This window comes from Paenibacillus sp. FSL R7-0340 (assembly GCF_038002205.1).
Classification (GTDB): domain Bacteria; phylum Bacillota; class Bacilli; order Paenibacillales; family Paenibacillaceae; genus Paenibacillus; species Paenibacillus polymyxa_B.
Genome location: NZ_JBBOBY010000001.1, coordinates 951,617 through 970,804, shown reverse-complemented (window position 1 = coordinate 970,804; position 19,188 = coordinate 951,617). Strand labels below are relative to the sequence as shown.

At 56.8% G+C, this 19,188-nt stretch carries 1 protein-coding gene; it reads right to left on the bottom strand.

From position 1 onward, the window contains the following. Positions 1-357 precede the first annotated feature (357 nt). Positions 358-19,119 (bottom strand): non-ribosomal peptide synthetase, encoded by an 18,762-nt coding sequence (locus MKX59_RS04205; RefSeq protein ID WP_340857669.1) that lies wholly within the window; start codon positions 19,117-19,119, stop codon positions 358-360. Positions 19,120-19,188 lie beyond the last annotated feature (69 nt).

The following is a 19,188-nucleotide window of genomic DNA, read 5'->3' as shown; positions in this document are numbered from 1 at the left end:
GAGATAATGATCTGAAAACAAAAAAACTGCACAAAAAATATCTCGATGGATAAGCCTTGAAAAAACAGCATCATTTTATGATAAATCTAAATGGGATTTATGCAGGAAATGCAGGATATAAAGAGAGTCTTAAAAATCTCAATTCAGCTTATTCGACCCCTTTTACAAAAAAAACTACCAAGCAGATTTGGATGGTAGTCTGTTGTGTTTTGTCGATTTTCCAATAAATTGAAATAGTTACTCAGCGGCACTTGACGTCAGATTCCTGTGGTGGATTTTTCCCTTTCATTTGGAAAAAAACACCCGGCAGGATGCGTACCGAGAGAAATACGGCATACACCCAAGCCGGGTAAGGGATTAGAAAATAATATCAATGGCCTCTAGCACATCTTGCTCCTGTTCGGATTGCCCGTTCAGGGAAATATCCTTCAACAGCACCGAAGGCTGTTCGCAAATTTGGGTGATGATCACGAGCAGGTCCTGAGCGAAATTGTCGATCAGATTGAGCGTAAACAACTTGGTGGCATATTCAAACTGCCCGTTCATTCCCTCATCCAGCAACGAAATGACCAAGGTAAGATCAAATTGGGAAACCGTATGAGTTTCCGGATAAGATTCGATCTTGATATCCCCGAAGCTTTGAACGTTATCTTCCTTGGTTTCTAGAGCAAACATGACATCGAATACAGGATTGCGGCTTTGATCTCGCGGCGCCTGCAGCTTTTTCACAAGCTCCTCGAACGGATAATCCTGGTGGTCGTAGGCCCCCAGCATCGTTTCTTTGACTTCGTTCAAGTAAGCGAGGAACGTCTTCTCCCCGGACGGATAATGGCGAATCGCCAAAGTGTTGACAAACATTCCGATGAGCGGCTCCAGGTCGGCATGTGTGCGGCCCGAAACCGGCGTGCCTACAATGAAGTCTTCTTGTCCCGAGTACTTGCTGAGCAGGATTGAATAGGCCGCCAATAACACCATATAAAGGGTGGCACCGTTCTCATCGGCGATGCGCTGCAAGCTGTCGGTCATCTGCTTGTCGATGCTGAAAGGCAGCACATCTCCCTCAAAGCTGCGAGCGGCAGGTCTGACAAAGTCCGTAGGCAGTTCAAGCGTCGGCAGTTCGCCTTCCAGCACGTCCAGCCAGTAGGCTTCCTGACGTTTCAGCCGCTCTTTTACAGGTTCGGACTGCTGCCAAGCGGCGAATTCCTTGTATTGAATCCGAAGCGGTTCCAGAGTCTCGCCGTTATACAGGCGCAGCAGCTCTTCGACGAAGATGCCCATCGACATGCCATCCGTGACGATATGATGAATGTCCAGCATGAGCAGATGTCGTTCCGCTTCCCATTCGACTAAGCCCACACGCAGCAGCGGCGGCCGCTCCAAATCAAAGACGCGTACAAAGCCGTCTACGATGCTCTTCGTTTCACTTTCCGTCGCTTTCGTATACTCGACGGCAAACTTCAAGTCCGGATAAATCCGTTGTACCGGTTCGCCGTCGACCATTTCGAAGCCGGTTCGCAAAATTTCGTGACGAGCTATCAATCCTTTGAGCGCCGCCTCGAATTGATTCCGTTCCAAGCGCCCGACGAGAACCGTCATGCCGGACATGTTGTAGCTAAGCTCGGCGCCTTCCATCTGCTGCTGGATGTACAGCCGTTTTTGCACGGAGGAAAGCGGATAGTAATCCCTCTTATCCAGAACCGGAATGGAGAGGTATTCCTGCCGCTCCAATTGGCTGATCGCTTCGGCCATCGCTTCGATGGTCGAGTGCCGGAACACATCGCGCAGCGGCAGGTCCACCCTCAGCTCCTTGTGCAACTTGCTGACCAGCGTCGTCGCCCGCAGGGAGTGCCCGCCGAGGTCGAAGAAGTTGTCCGTCACGCCAATCGTGACCGGCCCGAGCACGTCCTGCCAGATGGCGACCAGTTTCGCCTCCAGTTCGGTGCGCGGCGCCACGTATTCGCGGCCTGCGCTTGCTCCCCCTTCCGGCGCCGGCAGCGCCTTCCGGTCGATTTTCCCGTTCGGCGTCAGAGGCAGGCGCTCCAGCTCCACGAAGTACGACGGGATCATGTAACCCGGCAGCTCGCTGGAGATCGCCCGTTTCAGGTCCGCCGCCGTCAAGCCTTCTTCCGCTGTATAATAAGCGCACAAAGCTTTCTGACCTTCTTGATCTTCCCTGACGACGACGACCGCTTCCTTCACGCCACCTACACTCAGCAGCTTCGCTTCGACTTCGCCCGTCTCAATCCGGTACCCCCGGATTTTCGCCTGGTTGTCGATCCGGCCGATGAAGTCCACGTTGCCGTCTTCCATCCACCGCGCCAAGTCTCCTGTGCGGTACAGCCGCTCGCCCGCGGCGAACGGGCTGTCTACGAACTTCTCTTCTGTCAGCTCCGGACGGTTCAAGTACCCGCGCGCTACTCCGACTGCGCCGATGACCAGCTCGCCCAGCACCCCGACCGGCACCGGATTCAGATGCGCATCCACGATGTAGAATTTCGCATTCAGCCACGCTTTGCCGATTGGCACATGGCCTGTCTGCGGCAGCTTCGCCAGCTCCTCGTCGTAGAAGCTTGAGTCGATCGCCGCTTCCGTCACGCCGTATGCGTTGATGATCCGGAACAACGAGCCGAAGCGTTCCTGCAAGGTCCGGTAATCCGCCACGCTGCAGCTGTCTGAGCTCGTGATCAACAGCTCCATCCAGCTCATATCCAGCCGCTGCTCGTGCACGTACTCCAGGAACGGCACGATCAGCGCCGGTGTCGATTCGAAGATGGTGATCCGCTCCCGCTCCATCCAGTGGTGCAGACGAGACGGATCGATCCGGTCGTCCTTCGGCACAATCACCATCGTGCCTCCGTTGTACAGCGTCCGCGCGATATCTCCCACGAACACGTCGAACGAGAAGCTTGCGAGCTGCAGCAGCCGCACCGGGAACTGATCCAACCGGTATTCCCGCCGGTAGCCCGCCGCCGTGTTCACCAGGCTGCGGTGCTCGATCATCACGCCCTTCGGCTTGCCCGTCGTTCCCGACGTATAGATCACGTACGCCAGATCCTCCGGACGGGCTTCATGGAAGCTGTCGGCATTCGTCCGCTCCTCGCTGTACGACGCTTCGTCGTCCAGGTACAGCACCGCCGCCAGCGCCAGCTCCTCTTCGCCGAGCCAGGCTTCGGCACGCTCTCGCAGCGGCGTTTGCGTCAGCAGTACCTTCGCTCCGCTGTCTTCAAGCATGAACCGCACGCGGTCCGCCGGATAATCCGGGTCGAGCGGCACATACGCCCCGCCCGCTTTCCAGACGGCCAGCACGGCCACCAGCAAGTCCACCGAACGCTCGGCGAGAATGCCGACGATCGTCTCCCGGCCGATGCCGCTTGCGCGCAGCGTAGCCGCCAAGCGATTCGCCCGCTCGTTCAGCTCCGCATAGGTCAGCCGGTCATTCTCGTACACGACGGCCGCCTCTTCCGGCGTGCACTCCGCCTGTTCCTCAAACAGCCGGTGGAACGCGGCCGTAGGAGCCGCCTCCGGCTGCGCCGGGTTAAACGCGCCGAGAATTTGCTCTTTTTCCGCCGGTGTCAAAATGCCCAGCTCGGCAATAGTCGCCGATGGGTTGCGAAGAATGGATTCAAGCAGCTGCAAGTAGTGAGCGGCCAATTTCTCCACCGTTTCGGTTTTATAAAGAGCAGTGGCGTATTCAAACAGATATTCCAAGCCTTCCTCGATCTCCGTGACGTCCAAGCTGAGATCGAATTTAGAAACAATTTCTTCGCTGGCATACGTCGACAAATGGAGTCCGGGAAGCTGGATTTCCAAATTCTCTGTATTCTGCAAAGCAAACATCGTATCGAACAGCGGATTGCGGCGTAAATCACGAGCCACGTTCACCTTATCCACCAGTTCCTCAAACGGATAATTCTGATGTTCAAAAGCGCCCAGCGTCGTCTCCTTGATTTCCTTCAAGTAGTCAAGGAACGTCTTACCGGCAGCCGGATAACTGCGGATGGCCAGGGTATTGACGAACATCCCGATCAGCGGCTGAACGTCGCTATGATTTCTTCCCGCAATCGGCGTACCGACCACCACGTCTTCTTGCCCTGTATATTTATGCAATAATATTGTATAACCAGCAAGCAGAACCATGTAAAGCGTTGCGCCGTTCTCGGCTGCAAGCCGTTTCAGACCCTCGCTTTTCTCGCTATGCATAAACAATTGCAGCGTGCGGCCCTCGTAGCTCTGCATAGCCGGGCGCGGATAGTCCGTCGACAATTCCAAAACCGGCAGCTCTCCGCGGAACATGTCGAGCCAGTAGGCTTCCTGCTTGGCAAGCTGAGCTTTCTGCACGTCCGATTGCTGCCATACCGCATAATCTTTGTACTGAATGCGGAGCGGCTCCAACTGCTCCCCGCTGTACAAGCGGACGAACTCTTCGATCAGTACGTCAATCGAAACGCCGTCAGATACGATATGATGCGTATCGAACATTAGAATGTGCCGGTCCGGCGCCAGTTCGGCAAGGCCTACCCGCAGAAGTGGCGGCTTCGCTAGATCAAACGGACGAACGAATTGGCGCACCGTTTCTTCCGCCTGCTCCCCGCTGATCTGCACATATTCCACCTGGAAGGCGGCTTCTTCGTAAATCCGCTGAACCGCTTCGCCTTTTACCATCTCAAAGCCGGTACGCAGCGTTTCATGACGAGCTACGAGCCCCCGGAACGCTTCTTCAAACCGCTGCCGGTCGAGCTCCCCTTCGAGCAGCATAGCTCCCGGTATGTTGTAGCTCAGCTCGGCTCCTTCCAGCTGGTTCAAGATATAGAGACGTTTCTGAGCGGAAGAGAGCGGATAATACTCGCTAGGTTCCGCAGCCGGAATAGCCGTGAACGAGCCGATCTCCAGCCGCTCCATAGCCGCGGCCATTTCCTCAACCGTCGAGTAGCGGAATACGTCGCGAAGCGGGAATTCAACGCCTAGCTCCTTATGCATTTTGCTGACAAGCGTCGTCGCCCGCAGGGAGTGTCCGCCGAGGTCGAAGAAGTTGTCCGTTACGCCTACCGCCTTCTCCCGAACAAGCACATCCTGCCAAATGGCGGCCAGCTTCGCCTCCAGTTCGGTGCGCGGCGCCACGTATTCGCGGCCTCCGCCTGCTCCCCCTTCCGGTGCCGGCAGCGCCTTCCGGTCGATCTTTCCGTTCGGCGTCAGAGGCAGGCGCTCCAGCTCCACGAAGTACGACGGGATCATGTACCCCGGCAGCTCGCTGGCAATCGCCCGCTTCAGGTCCGCCGCCGTCAAGCCTTCTTCCGCTGTATAATAAGCGCACAAAGCTTTCTGACCTTCTTGATCTTCCCTGACGACGACGACCGCTTCCTTCACGCCACCTACACTCAGCAGCTTCGCTTCGACTTCGCCCGTCTCAATCCGGTACCCCCGGATTTTCGCCTGGTTGTCGATCCGGCCGATGAAGTCCACGTTGCCGTCTTCCATCCACCGCGCCAAGTCTCCTGTGCGGTACAGCCGCTCGCCCGCGGCGAACGGGCTGTCTACGAACTTCTCTTCTGTCAGCTCCGGACGGTTCAAGTACCCGCGCGCTACCCCGACTCCGCCGATGACCAGCTCGCCCAGCACCCCGACCGGCACCGGATTCAGATGCGCATCCACGATGTAGAATTTCGCATTCAGCCACGCTTTGCCGATCGGCACATGGCCTGTCTGCGGCAGCTTCGCCAGCTCCTCGTCGTAGAAGCTTGAGTCGATCGCCGCTTCCGTCACGCCGTATGCGTTGATGATCCGGAACAACGAGCCGAAGCGTTCCTGCAAGGTCCGGTAATCCGCCACGCTGCAGCTGTCCGAGCTCGTGATCAACAGCTCCAACCGGCTCATATCCAGTTGCTGATCGTGCACGTACTCCAGGAACGGCACGATCAGCGCCGGTGTCGATTCGAAGATGGTGACCCGCTCCCGCTCAATCCAGTAGTGCAGACGAGACGGATCGATCCGGTCGTCCTTCGGCACAATCACCATCGTGCCTCCGTTGTACAGCGTCCGCGCGATATCTCCCACGAACACGTCGAACGAGAAGCTTGCGAGCTGCAGCAGCCGCACAGGGAACTGATCCAACCGGTATTCCCGCCGGTAGCCCGCCGCCGTGTTCACCAGGCTGCGGTGCTCGATCATCACGCCCTTCGGCTTGCCCGTCGTTCCCGACGTATAGATCACGTACGCCAGATCCTCCGGACGGGCTTCATGGAAGCTGTCGGCATTCGTCCGCTCCTCGCTGTACGACGCTTCGTCGTCCAGGTACAGCACCGCCGCCAGCGCCAGCTCCTCTTCGCCGAGCCAGGCTTCGGCACGCTCTCGCAGCGGCGTTTGCGTCAGCAGTACCTTCGCTCCGCTGTCTTCAAGCATGAACCGCACGCGGTCCGCCGGATAATCCGGGTCGAGCGGCACATACGCCCCGCCCGCTTTCCAGACGGCCAGCACGGCCACCAGCAAGTCCACCGAACGCTCGGCGAGAATGCCGACGATCGTCTCCCGGCCGATGCCGCTTGCGCGCAGCGTAGCCGCCAAGCGATTCGCCCGCTCGTTCAGCTCCGCATACGTCAGCCGGTCGTTCTCGTACACGACAGCTGCCGCTTCCGGCGTGCGTTCCGCCTGTTCCTCGAACAGCCGGTGGAACGCCGACGCAGGAGCCGCTTCCGGCTGCGCTGGGTTAAACGCGCCAAGAATTTTCTCTTTTTCCGCCGCCGTCAAAAGCTCCAACTGATTCACGCGGATGTTCGGGTTAGCCCCAACCTTCTCCAGTGCCCGGGCAAAATGACCGTGGATCAGCCTGATGTCTTCCTCTCTGAACGTCAGCGCATTGTACGTAAACCGCAGCAAAATATGCTCTTCCGGAATGACGGTAATGTCCAGGTCGTAGTTCGTTTGCTCCGGCGACTGGATATTAGCGATTTTCAGCGCTTCTTTGTCTCCGCCGACGACCTGCTCAATCTGTTCTTCCATCGGATAATTTTCAAAGACCATGATATGGTTGATCAAGTCGCGCTTTTGCTCGCTCAGCGACTGAATTTCGAACAGCGGGAACGTTTCGTAAGCTCCCGATGCCAGCGCTTGATCCTGGGTTTTTCTCAAGATATCGGCTACCGTCTCCTCGGCTTTGCCTTGAATACGGACCGGGATCGTATTAATAAACAGGCCGATCATGCTTTCGATGCCCGGAATTTCCGCCGGACGCCCGGATACGACGGAGCCGAATACGACATCCTCGCTGTTGTTGTATACCTGCAGAACCAGTCCCCATACGGTCTGCATGAACGTATTGAGCGTCACCTGCTGCTGGCGCGCCACCCGCTCGATTTGCCCGGTCAGTTCCTTGCTGAGTTCCACATCGATTTCAGCCGTTTCAAAAGCGCCCTGCTTCAGCTGCGTTTTCTCCTGGGGCAGCTTGGTCTGCTGATCGTAACCCGCCAAATACTCGGACCAGTAACGCGAAGCTTTCGCGGCATCTTGAGCTTCCAGCCATTCGATATACCGGGAGTACGAGGTAACCGGAGGAAGCTCCAGCGTCCGCTTCTCCTGGAACGCGAAGTAGGTGTCGAACACTTCCTTGATCATGAAGGACATGCACCAGCCGTCCATCAAAATGTGATGGTGACTCCAGATCACATGGTAGGACTCGTCGCCCGTTCGCAAAACTGTCACGCGCATAAGAGAGCCTCGGGCCAAATCGAACTTGTTCGCTTTATCCGCGCTGACGAAATCGGCTATCATCTTCTCCGGGTCATCATCGCTTACTGAGCGAATATCTTCGAAGTACACTTCACACTTCCGCTCACGGAATACCACTTGAATCGGCTCGTCTCTCCAGCCGGTAATAAAGTTGGTCCGCAGCGCCTCATTCCGCTGCACCAGCGTATCCAATCCTTGGGTGAAGGCTTCGACATTCAGGCTTCCGTACAAATCGAAGGTCACCTGTTCGAAGTAAGCTTCCGAATCGGCATCCAGCAGGCTGTGGAACAACATCCCTTTTTGCAGCGGAGTCAGGGTGTATACATTCTCCAGTTCGCCGAGCGCCGCCGTATGTTCGGTCAGCCGCTCCAGTTCCTCCAACGTCACATCTTGAAGCAGTACGTCGCTAGGCGTAAGCTCCGGCCGCTCTTTCGATACGCAATGGCTGATGACTTCACGCAAGCTCGAATGAAGCAGGGTGCCCAGGCGCTCTACCGTTTCCCGTTTATACTGGGTTTCCCCATAACGGATCGTGAGTTCCTGCACTCCTTCCGACACCATACCGTTGATATCGAGGACATAATCCATCACTGCATTCGGGCTTGAATCGGAGCCCGGGCTGAACGGAGACGGCCTCGAGCCGCTGCTTTCGTAATCCTGGTCGAACTGACCCAAATAGTTAAAGCTGATCTCCGGCTCCAAAGCGAAGCGCTCGCCGTCACGCGGCGCCGACAAATAACGCAGGATGCCGTAGCCGATTCCTTTGTTCGGAATGCGGCGCAAGCTTTCTTTAACCTGTTTCACCTGATGACCGAGCGCCTGGGCGTGACCCGGCTCCAGAACGACAGGGAATTGGCTTGTAAACCAGCCTACCGTGCGCGTAATGTCCACATCCGGCAAAATATCTTCCCGGCCGTGGCCTTCGAGATTCACCAGCACGCGTTCCCGGCCGCTCCAAGCTTGTACCGCGAGGCCAAGCGCGGCAAGCAGCAAATCGTTCATTTCCGTATGGTAAGCACGGTGTGCCTGCTTCAGCAGCTGTTCGGTTTCCTCCGCCGTCCAGCGAACGGTCACGAGCCCGCTGTCCTTCAGCTTGGATCTGCCTTGTTCAAAATCTTTCGGAAGCGGCTCATAGGTCAATTGCTCGATATGCTGCCAATACTCTCTCTCGCTTTCCATCGCCGGACCGTTCGCATAATCAGCGAGCTGTTTCGCCCACGTTTGGAATGAATCCGTTTTGAGCGGCAGACGGATCGGCTGCCCTTGCAGCGCCTGCTCATAGCCGGCAGCAAAATCCTCAAGCAGAATCCGCCAGGATACGCCATCTACGACCAAGTGATGGATCGCGATGAGCAGGTGGTCGCCGTCGTCGCAGCGGAACAAGCCGAGCTTCACCAGCGGACCGTTTTCCAGATCGATGCTCGCTTGAATGTCATTCGCCTTAGCCTCTACCGCTTCTTTCACGTCGCCGACTCCCTTGAAATCGACAACTTCCAGATCGAACAGCGCTTCGTTCTCTCCGGCGCCGCGGTTCCAGGCGGTATAGCCGTTCTCGGTTTGGCGGTAAACCGTACGGAGAGCATCGTGATGCACGACAAGCTGACGCACCGCTTGGCGTAAAGCTTCTTCGTCAAAGCCTTGCTTGGAGAACTGCATGAACGCCTGGTTGCTGTGATGCACGTCGGCCGGATTTTGTTCAAAGAACCAGCGCTGAATCGGGGTCAAGATGACCTCTCCCCTCACTTCGGCCTGGCTTGCCGTTCTCTCCGCCGTTTGCAGCTGCAAACTAAGGGCGGAAATCGTCGGGTAATGGAACAAATCTTTCATGACCAGCTTGTACCCCGTTTGCAAAAGACGGGACGATACCTGCAAGGCCTTGATCGAATCGCCGCCGAGCGCAAAGAAATTGTCCATCGTGCCGACCTGATCCACGCCCAGCACCGACTGCCAGACCGACGCAAGTGCTTGCTCGGCAGGAGTACGAGGCGCCGTGTATGCAGCCTCGGCACGAATGCTTCCTTCCGGCACAGGCAGCGCTTTACGGTCGATCTTCCCGTTCGGCGTAAGCGGCATTTGATCCAGGCGCATGATGCGCGAAGGCACCATATGGGAAGGCAGCGCGGCGTCCAGATGGGCCACAAGCCCTTCCAGATCGAAGCTGGAATCCGCTACGACATACCCACACAAATATTTCTGCCCCCGCTCGTCCGTCCGGTCGATGACAAGCGCTTGACGCACGCCGGCAAAATTTTTCATAGCCGCTTCAATTTCACCAAGCTCGATCCGATAGCCGCGAATTTTCACCTGGTTGTCGATCCGGCCGATGAAGTCCACGTTGCCGTCCGGCATCCAGCGCGCCAGGTCGCCCGTCCGGTACAGACGCTCCCCAGCGGCGAACGGGCTGTCTACGAATTTCTCCGCCGTCAAATCCGGGCGGTTCAAGTAACCGCGGGCCACACCCGCTCCGCCGATAACCAGCTCGCCCAACACCCCGATCGGCACCGGCTTCAGATTCGCATCCACGATGTAGAACTTGGCGTTCAGCCACGCTTTCCCGATCGGCACGCTGCCCGTCTTCGGCAGCTTCTCCAGCGGCTCGTCATAGAAGCTGGAGTCAATCGCCGCTTCCGTTACGCCGTAGCTGTTAATAATACGGAACTGCGAGCCGAAGCGCTCCTGCAAGGTGCGGTAATCCGCTACGCTGCACGCATCCGAGCTTGTGATCAGCAGCTGCATCGAGCTGAGGTCCAGACCCTCGGCATGCACATGCTCCATGAACGGCACGATCAGCGCCGGAGTCGATTCGAACACCGTCACGGCGTAGTCGCGAATCCAGCCGTAGAGGCGGGTTGGATCAATCCGGTCGTCCTTCGGCACAATGACCATGGTGCCGCCGTTGTACAGCGTCCGCGCAATGTCGCCGACGAACACGTCGAACGAGAAGCTGGCGAGCTGCAGCAGCCGGATCGGGAACTGATCCAGGCGGTAGTCCCGCCGGTAGCCCGCCGCCGTGTTCACCAGGCTGCGGTTTTCCACCGCCACGCCCTTCGGACGGCCCGTCGTACCGGAGGTGTAGATGACGTAAGCCAAATCGCGCGGCTTGTTCACATTCGCCGGATTCGATGCGAGATCCGCCGCTAGTACGTTCTTCTCGGCTTCTGCCGTGGCGGACGTTTCGGCGGCAGCCGTTTCCGCTTGCGCCAAAGCCTCCGCCTCTGCGCCTGCTTCGCCCACAGCCGCTTCCGCCGCTCCGAGGCTGTACGTCGCGGCGTCGTCAAGCGCAAGCACCGTTTGCAGCACTAGAGCTCCGTCGCTGCGCCAAGCTTCCGCCTGCTCCAGCAGGCGGGTCTGCGTGAGCAGCACCGACGCCCCGCTGTCCGCGAGCATATACTCGATCCGCTCCGCCGGATAGTCCGGGTCGAGCGGCACATAAGCGCCGCCCGCTTTCCATACGGCGAGCACCCCGATCAACAGCTCCGCCGAACGGTCGGCCAGAATGCCGACCACCTGTTCCGGCTTCACCCCGCGCGCCCGCAGTGCATACGCCAGACGATTCGCTTTGGCGTTCAGCTCCGCATACGTCAGCTTACTGTCTTCGTAGACAACCGCCAACGCTCCCGGAGTGCGCTCCGCCTGCTCCTCGAACAGCTCGTGGAACGTTCTCTCTCTCCACGACTCATCCGCCTCCAAACCTGTACCCTCTGCGGCGGGTTGCTTCGCAAGAGCCGAAGACGACACGTCAAACCCGACCAGCAAATCATGCTTTTCGCTGTCCGTCAAGATATCCAAATCCGAAATCCGTGCACCCGGCTGAGCCAGGATCGACGCCAAAAGCTGCTCGTAATGACCCGCCAGCCGGACCATCGTTTCCTGTCTAAACAACGAGGTAGCGTACTCGATCTTGCAAACCAGCTCGTTATCGGCTTCCACGATATCAAAGCTAAGATCAAACTTTGCCGTCTTTTCCTCGATGTCGAACAGCGACCATTGCAAGCCTTCCAGGGTTAAATCCAAGCTTTCGTGCTTTTGCAAAGAAAACATGGTGTCAAACAGAGGATTCCGGCTTAAATCCCGGCTCACCTGAAGAGCTTCCACCAGCTCCTCGAACGGATAGTCCTGGTGCTCGTAGGCTCCAAGCGTCGTTTCCTTCACTTCCTGCAAGTAATCCAGGAACGTCCGCTCCGCCGCCGGACCCAAGCGAAGGGCCAGCGTATTGACGAACATGCCGATAATCGGCTGCAGGTCGGCGTGAGAACGGGCGGCAATCGGAGTGCCGACCACTATATCTTCCTGTCCCGCGTATTTATGAAGCAATACGGAGTACGCAGCCAGCAGAAGCATGTACAGCGTCGCTCCCGAATCGCCGGCAAGCCGTTTGAGAGCTTCGCTTTTCTCCGCATCCAGCGTAAACGTGAGCGTTTGACCGTCAAACTGCTGGACAGCCGGGCGGGAGAAGTCGAGAGGCAGCTCAAGAACCGGAAGCTCGGAGTTGAATACCCCGCGCCAGTATTCCTCCTGCCGTTTGATGCGCTGGCGCTGCTCCTCGGATTGCTGCCAAACGGCGTAATCCTTGTATTGAATCCGCAGCTCCGGCAATTCTTCCCCATTGTAAAGCCGCACGAATTCGCGCAGCAGCACGTCCATGGAAAGGCCGTCGGAACCAATATGATGAATATCCAGCGCGAGCAGGAATTTCTCTTTCTCCAGTTCGATCAGCAGGGCGCGCAGCAAAGGCGGCTGGGTCAAGTCAAAAGGCTGAATGAAGCCTTCAAGAATGGCTGCAACCTGATCTTCGCTTGCTTGAAGCTTCTCGACCTTGAAAGCTACGAGCGGATGAATACGCTGAACCGGCTCCCCATTCACGATTTCAAATCCGGTGCGCAGCATATCGTGCCGGGCCACCAAAGTAGTCAGCGCCTTTTCCACTTTGGCCTCGTTCAAAGCCCCTCTCAATTGCAAGGCGCTTGGGAGATTATAATTCAGCTCCAAGCTATCCAGCTGGTGCAGGACGTACAGCCTTTTTTGCGCGGAGGAAACCGGATAGTACGCTTTCTCTTCCGCTTTCGGAATCGAGCTGTGCTGCGATTCTTCTAAGCTGGCAATAGCCCCGGCCATCGATTCTACCGTCATATAGCGGAACACATCGCGCAGCGGAAGTTCAACGTTCATTTCCTTCCGAATCTTGCTGACAAGGTTCGTCGCCCGCAAGGAGTGGCCTCCGAGCTCGAAGAAATTGTCCAGGACTCCAATACCGGAGTAACCCAGCACTTCCTCCCAGATCTTCACAAGCTCGGACTCCGTCCGGTTACGCGGTGCTACATATTCGACGCCCGTCTGCAAGCTGCCTTGGGGCTCCGGCAGCGCTTTGCGGTCTACTTTGCCGTTGGCCGTCAGCGGCATGCGCTCCAGCTGCACGAAGTACGACGGGATCATGTACCCCGGCATTCCCTGGGCCAGCGAGGTTCTCATTTCGCTGACCGTCAGTGTCCGGTCCGCCACAAAGTAGGCGACAAGTGCCTTCTCGCCCCCGCCGTCCTGACGGGCAAGCACCACCGCTTCTTCCACGCCCTCGACGTTCAGCAGCTGCGTCTCGATTTCGTCCAGTTCGATCCGGTAACCGCGGATTTTGACCTGGTGATCGATTCGGCCCAGGTATTCGATATTGCCGTCCGGCAGCCAAGCCGCCAAGTCGCCCGAGCGGTACAGTTTCTCCCCCTCCGCAAACGGGGAATCGACGAACTTCTCCGCCGTCAGATCCGGACGGTTCAGGTATCCTCTCGCAAGGCCTTCCCCGGCCACGTACATTTCGCCCGCTACGCCGATCGGCACAGGGCGGCAGCTTTCATCCAGGACATACACGCTCAGCGTCGGGATCGGCTTACCGATATTGCTCTTCGCCGCCTCTATTTCGACCCATGTGATTTCCTTATATGTAACGTGGACCGTCGTCTCGGTAATGCCGTACATATTGATTAGCTTCGTCTCCGGGTACTTCGTCTTGAAGCCCTTGAGCAGCAGCGGACTCAGCGCTTCGCCCCCAAAGATCACATTGCGAATCCGCAAATCGTATGGATGATCCGTCAAGACCTCACGCAGCAGCTGGTAGAAGTACGTTGGTGTCTGGTTCAAAATGGTAACCTGTTCGCGGCCCAGCAGCGCCAGGAAATCGGCCGGATTTTTCGCCGTGAGCGGCGGTACGATGACCAGCTTGCCTCCGTACAGCAGCGCTCCGTACATTTCCCAGACAGAGAAATCGAAGCAGAACGAGTGGAACAGCGTCCACGTGTCGGACGGCCCGAAGTCGAACAGGTTCTTGTCGTTGAACAGGAGCCGCACGACGTTCTTATGCTCGATCAGCGTTCCTTTCGGTCTGCCGGTCGTTCCCGACGTGTAGATGACATAAGCCAGGTTATCCGGCCCGGAAATCTGCTCCAGGTTCGAAGCGTCCAGCGCACCTTCGGAGTCCGCCTCTCTGTCCCTCCAAACGAAATCATCCAATTCGAGGCGCGTTCCTGCGAAGTCAGTCTTCTCGTGCAGATGCTTTTGAATCAGCAATAACGGCGCGCCCGAATCCTCGATCATGAAGCGGATGCGCTCCTCCGGGTAGTCGGGATCGACAGGCACGTAGGCTCCGCCCGCTTTGAGAATCGCCAGAATGCCGACAACCATATCGAGCGAGCGTTCGGCCAGAATCGCTACCAGCTGGTCCGCTTCTACTCCCGTCTCCCGCAGCTTCCGCGCAAGGCGGTTGGATCGCTCGTTCAGCTCGCGGTAGGTCAGCTGCCGCTCGTTCATGACGGCGGCCACGTTGTCCGGGTAAAGCTCCGCCTGCTCTTCGAACAAGCCGTGAATCGTCTGCTGTCGCGGGTAGTCCGCCTCCGAATCGTTGAAACCGCGCACCAGCTCGCGGATTTCCTCCTCCGTGAGCATTTCCAACGAGGCAATATCCCCGTCCGGCGCTGCTGCGATGGTTTCGAGCAGCTTGTCATAATGTCTGGCGAACCGCTCCGCGGTCTCTTGTTTATACAAAGCCGTAGCGTACTCCAACCGGCATTCGAGCTGACCGTCCAGCTCCGAAATATCCAGGAGCAGCTCGAACTTGGATGTTTGGTTTTCCAGTGGATAAAACGATTGCTCCAGCCCCTCGATGACAATTTGCTCGTTCTCCGTATTTTGTAGGGAGAAGAACGTGTCAAAGAGCGGATTCCGGCCGGTCGCGCGCGGAATGTGAAGACTTACTACCAAGTCTTCGAACAAATAATTTTGGTGTTCGAAAGCCCCGAGCGTGATGTCCTTGATTTCTTCCAGGTACGAAAGGTACGGCTTGGAACGCTCCGGACGGCTGCGAATGGCCAGCGTGTTGATAAACATCCCTACGATCGGCTGCACTTCTTCCTGCGTTCTTCCGGCAATCGGCGTTCCTACGATCAGATCTTCCTGACCCGAATATTTATGCATAAGGATGGTGTAAGCCGACAGCAGCACCATGTACAGGGTCGTCCCCGTCCGTGCCGCCAGTTCTTTCAGCTTCTCTGTCCGCTCTTTCCCGATATAAAACTTCACGGTCCGGCCGTCAAAGCTTTGCACGGCAGGCCGCGGGAAGTCCGTCGGCAGCTCCAAGACCGGCAGCTCGCCCGACAGCTGTTCCAGCCAGTACTCCTTCTGCGGCTGGAGCAGCTGCCCGTAAGCTTCGGAATGCTGCCAAACGGCATAATCTTTGTATTGAATGCGCAGCGGGGTCAGCTCCTCGCCCCGATACAGGCGGCTGAACTCGTCGAAGAGCAGCGCTGTCGAAATGCCGTCCGAGACGATATGGTGCATATCGAACAGCAGAATGTGGCGATCCTCGGCGACTTCGATCAGGCCGATGCGGAGAAGTGGGGGCTTGGTCACATCAAACGGATGATAGTAAGCTTCCACCACTTGGTCCACTTCCCGCTCGCTCCCCTGGAAATAATCGACAGCAAACTCCACCTCGTCATAGATGCGCTGGACAAGCTCGCCTTGAACCTGCTCGATCCCGGTACGCAGCGTCTCATGGCGCTGAATCAGCGCCCGGAACGCGTGCTCGACGCGCGTGCGGTCCAGCTTGCCTTCGAGAAGAAGCGCCGCCGACATATTGTAGCTGCGCTCGGCCCCGTCAAGCTGGCGCAGGACGTACAGACGCTTTTGCTCGGATGAAACCGGATAGTACTCGGCCTCAGCCGCCTTTGTGATCTCATACGTCTCCTGCTGCCTTAAACCGCTGATTCTTTGGGCCAGCTGTTCGATCGTGGTGTAGCGGAAAACTTCCCGCAACGGAACCTCGACTTGCAGCTCTTTCCGAATCTTGGAAACAAGCGTGGAGGCCCGCAAGGAATGACCACCCAAGTCAAAGAAATCGTCTTGGACTCCAACTCGCGCAATACCCAGCACCTGCTGCCAAATGAGGGCAAGTCTTGTTTCCAGCGTTGTGCGAGGAGCCACATACTCACGGCCTGCTTCTACCTCTCCGGTCGGTTCAGGCAGCGCTTTACGGTCAATTTTGCCGTTCGGCGTGAGCGGAAGCTTATCAAGAGACACCAGCCGGGCCGGGACCATATGGGCCGGCAGCTCTTGCTTCAATTGGGACAGCAGATCGCTCAGCTGCAAGGAAGCATCCGCCGCCACGTAGCCGCACAAATACTTTTGCCCCTGCTCATCCGTACGGTCGGTCACCACAGCCTGCTTGACGCCCGGGAAACGCAGCAGGGCCGTTTCAATTTCGCCGAGTTCGATCCGGAACCCGCGAATTTTCACCTGATAGTCGATCCGGCCGATGAAGTCGACGTTGCCGTCTTTCAGCCAGCGGGCCAAATCGCCTGTCCGGTACAGACGTTCGCCCGGCACAAACGGGCTGTCCGCAAACTTCTCGGCGGTTAGGTCCGGACGGTTCCAGTACCCGCGCGCCACCCCGGCGCCGCCGATGACAAGCTCGCCCGGAACCCCTACAGGAACCGGCTTTAACGCGGCATCGACAATGTAAAACCGGGCGTTCAGCCAAGCTTTGCCGATCGGCACATGACCCGACGGCGGCAGCTTATCCAGCGGCTCACCGTAAAAGCTGCTGTCAATGGCCGCTTCGGTAACGCCATAGCTGTTGATGATGCGGAATTGTCCGCCGAATCTTTCCTGCAGCAATCGGTAATCGGTGACACTGCAAGCATCCGAGCTGGTAATCAGCAACTGCATGGAGCTAACGTCCAGCCCTTCTTCATAAATATGCTGCATGAACGGCAGGATGAGCGCAGGCGTCGATTCGAATACCGTAATGTTTTGGTCCCGAATCCAGCCGTACAAGAGGTTCGGATCAATCCGGTCATCCTTCGGCACAATCACCATCGTGCCTCCGTTATACAGCGTCCGCGCGATGTCTCCGACGAACACGTCAAACGAGAAGCTGGCCAGCTGCAGCAGCCGCACCGGAAACTGATCCAACCGGTACTCGCGACGGTACGCATCCGCCGTATTCACGAGACTACCGTGCTCGATCATGACGCCTTTCGGGCGTCCCGTCGTACCCGAGGTGTAAATCACATAAGCCAAGTCTTGCAGGGCGCTGCCGGCAGATTCAAATTCCACGGCTAAGGCATCCCCGTTATAAATCTGTTCATCGTCCATGGCATAGACAGCTTGAAGCTTCAGCCGGTCATCGGCCAACCAACCTCCGGCCCGCTCCAACAGATGACGCTGCGTAAGCAGCACCGATGCATCGCTATCGCTGAGCATGTACTCAATCCGCTCCGCCGGATAATCGGGGTCCAGCGGTACATAGGCTCCGCCGGCTTTCCAAACGGCGAGCACCCCGACCAGCAGTTCCACCGAACGCTCCGCCCAGATCCCCGTAATCGTCTCCCTTCCCACGCCCTGTTCGCGAAGGAGAGAAGCCAGCCGCTCGGCGCGTTCGTTCAATTCGCCGTAGGTCAGCTGTTTGTCCATGTAGACGACTGCCGGATGATCCGGAATTTCCCGGGCAAACTTTTCAACATACCGATGAAACGCTTCTCCCTCGCTCAGCCCTGCCACCGGCGGGTTAAAAACGTTGAGAATGCGGTGTCTCTCCTCATCGCTCAGCAGAGAAATCTCGCGTACCGGCAGTTCGGGAGTCTGAAGAAACTGGTCCAGAACGGTTACATACTGTTCCATAATCCGATCAATCTCGGCCGTCTCGAACAGGCCGGTACGATAGGAAGCATGGAGAATTACATGGCCTTCATTCAGCATATGGTCGAAGCGCAGCAGCAAATCGTCCATCTCGTGCCTAGCGAAGTGAGCCTCCAGGCGTACCTTGATTTCTTCGTACTCCACGATTTTCAAAGGCAGATATTCCAGAGACGTGCGGAACAGCCCCGAAAGATCGTTGCGGCCGTGTTGTTCGCGTAAATCCTGGATCAATTGGTTATAAGGGTATTTCTGATACCTCAGATCCGCCGTATTTTCCTTGGAAACCGTTTGGATCAAGGAAAGCACGTGCCTGTCTGGATTCAGACGAATCCGCGTAGCCACGGTGCTGACGAACATGCCGATCGTTTCTTTTTCCTTCTTGCTGGTGCGATTGGCGAAAACCGTGCCGACCGGAACATCGGTGCTGTCGGTCAGCTTGTACAATAAGGCGTACATGGCGGACAGAAATAACGTATATAAGCTGACCTGATATTGTTCGCTAAAGGCCAGAATGCGTTCATACCGGGAACCGTCCAAAGTGATGGCCAGTTTATTGGATTCGCTGCCGATCGAGAATGGCGGATACGATTTAATGCCGGTCGTTTCAGGCAAAGTGTTGTACTTCGTCAGCCAGTATTCCTTGCCTTTTTGATAACGCTGCGATTGCTCATATTCACGCTCCGCGGAAATATAATCCAGATAGGAAGGGGCCTGGTAACTGCTGGAGATGCCTTTGCGCAGTTCCAGGTATTTTTCCATCACCGCATGCAGCAAAGCATTGACGGACAAGCCGTCGGCGATAATATGATTTACCGTCAAATTGAGCCATACTTGGCCGTTCGCAAAATGGATAATCGTAAATTGGTAGAGGTGTTCGTCGAACACGCTGGCCGGTTTTTCGCTTACTTCTTTCACCCAAGCATAGAATTGTTCGGTTGTACCTATTTCGAGGTGGCTTATCCTAGCTTGGACATTCTCCGGCTCTTCGAACCACTGCGTTGGATTTTGCAAATCCCCGCTAATGCGGATTCGGAAAACGTCATAGGTTTTGACGATCTCTGCCGCCGCTTGCTCCAGAAGCTGTGTGTTGATCTCGCCCGTAATCTGGTAGGTCGCGGAAAGCATCGTGATGGACGTTCCCGGATTCATAATTTCCATGAACCATATTCGGCGCTGGGCTTGCGTTAATCCATATTGCTCGTTAGTATTCTCTCTCACATCGACACACTCCCAGTTTAGAGATTCTTTATAGATAGGCTTCGTACCTAGATGTCACTTAGTCACTCT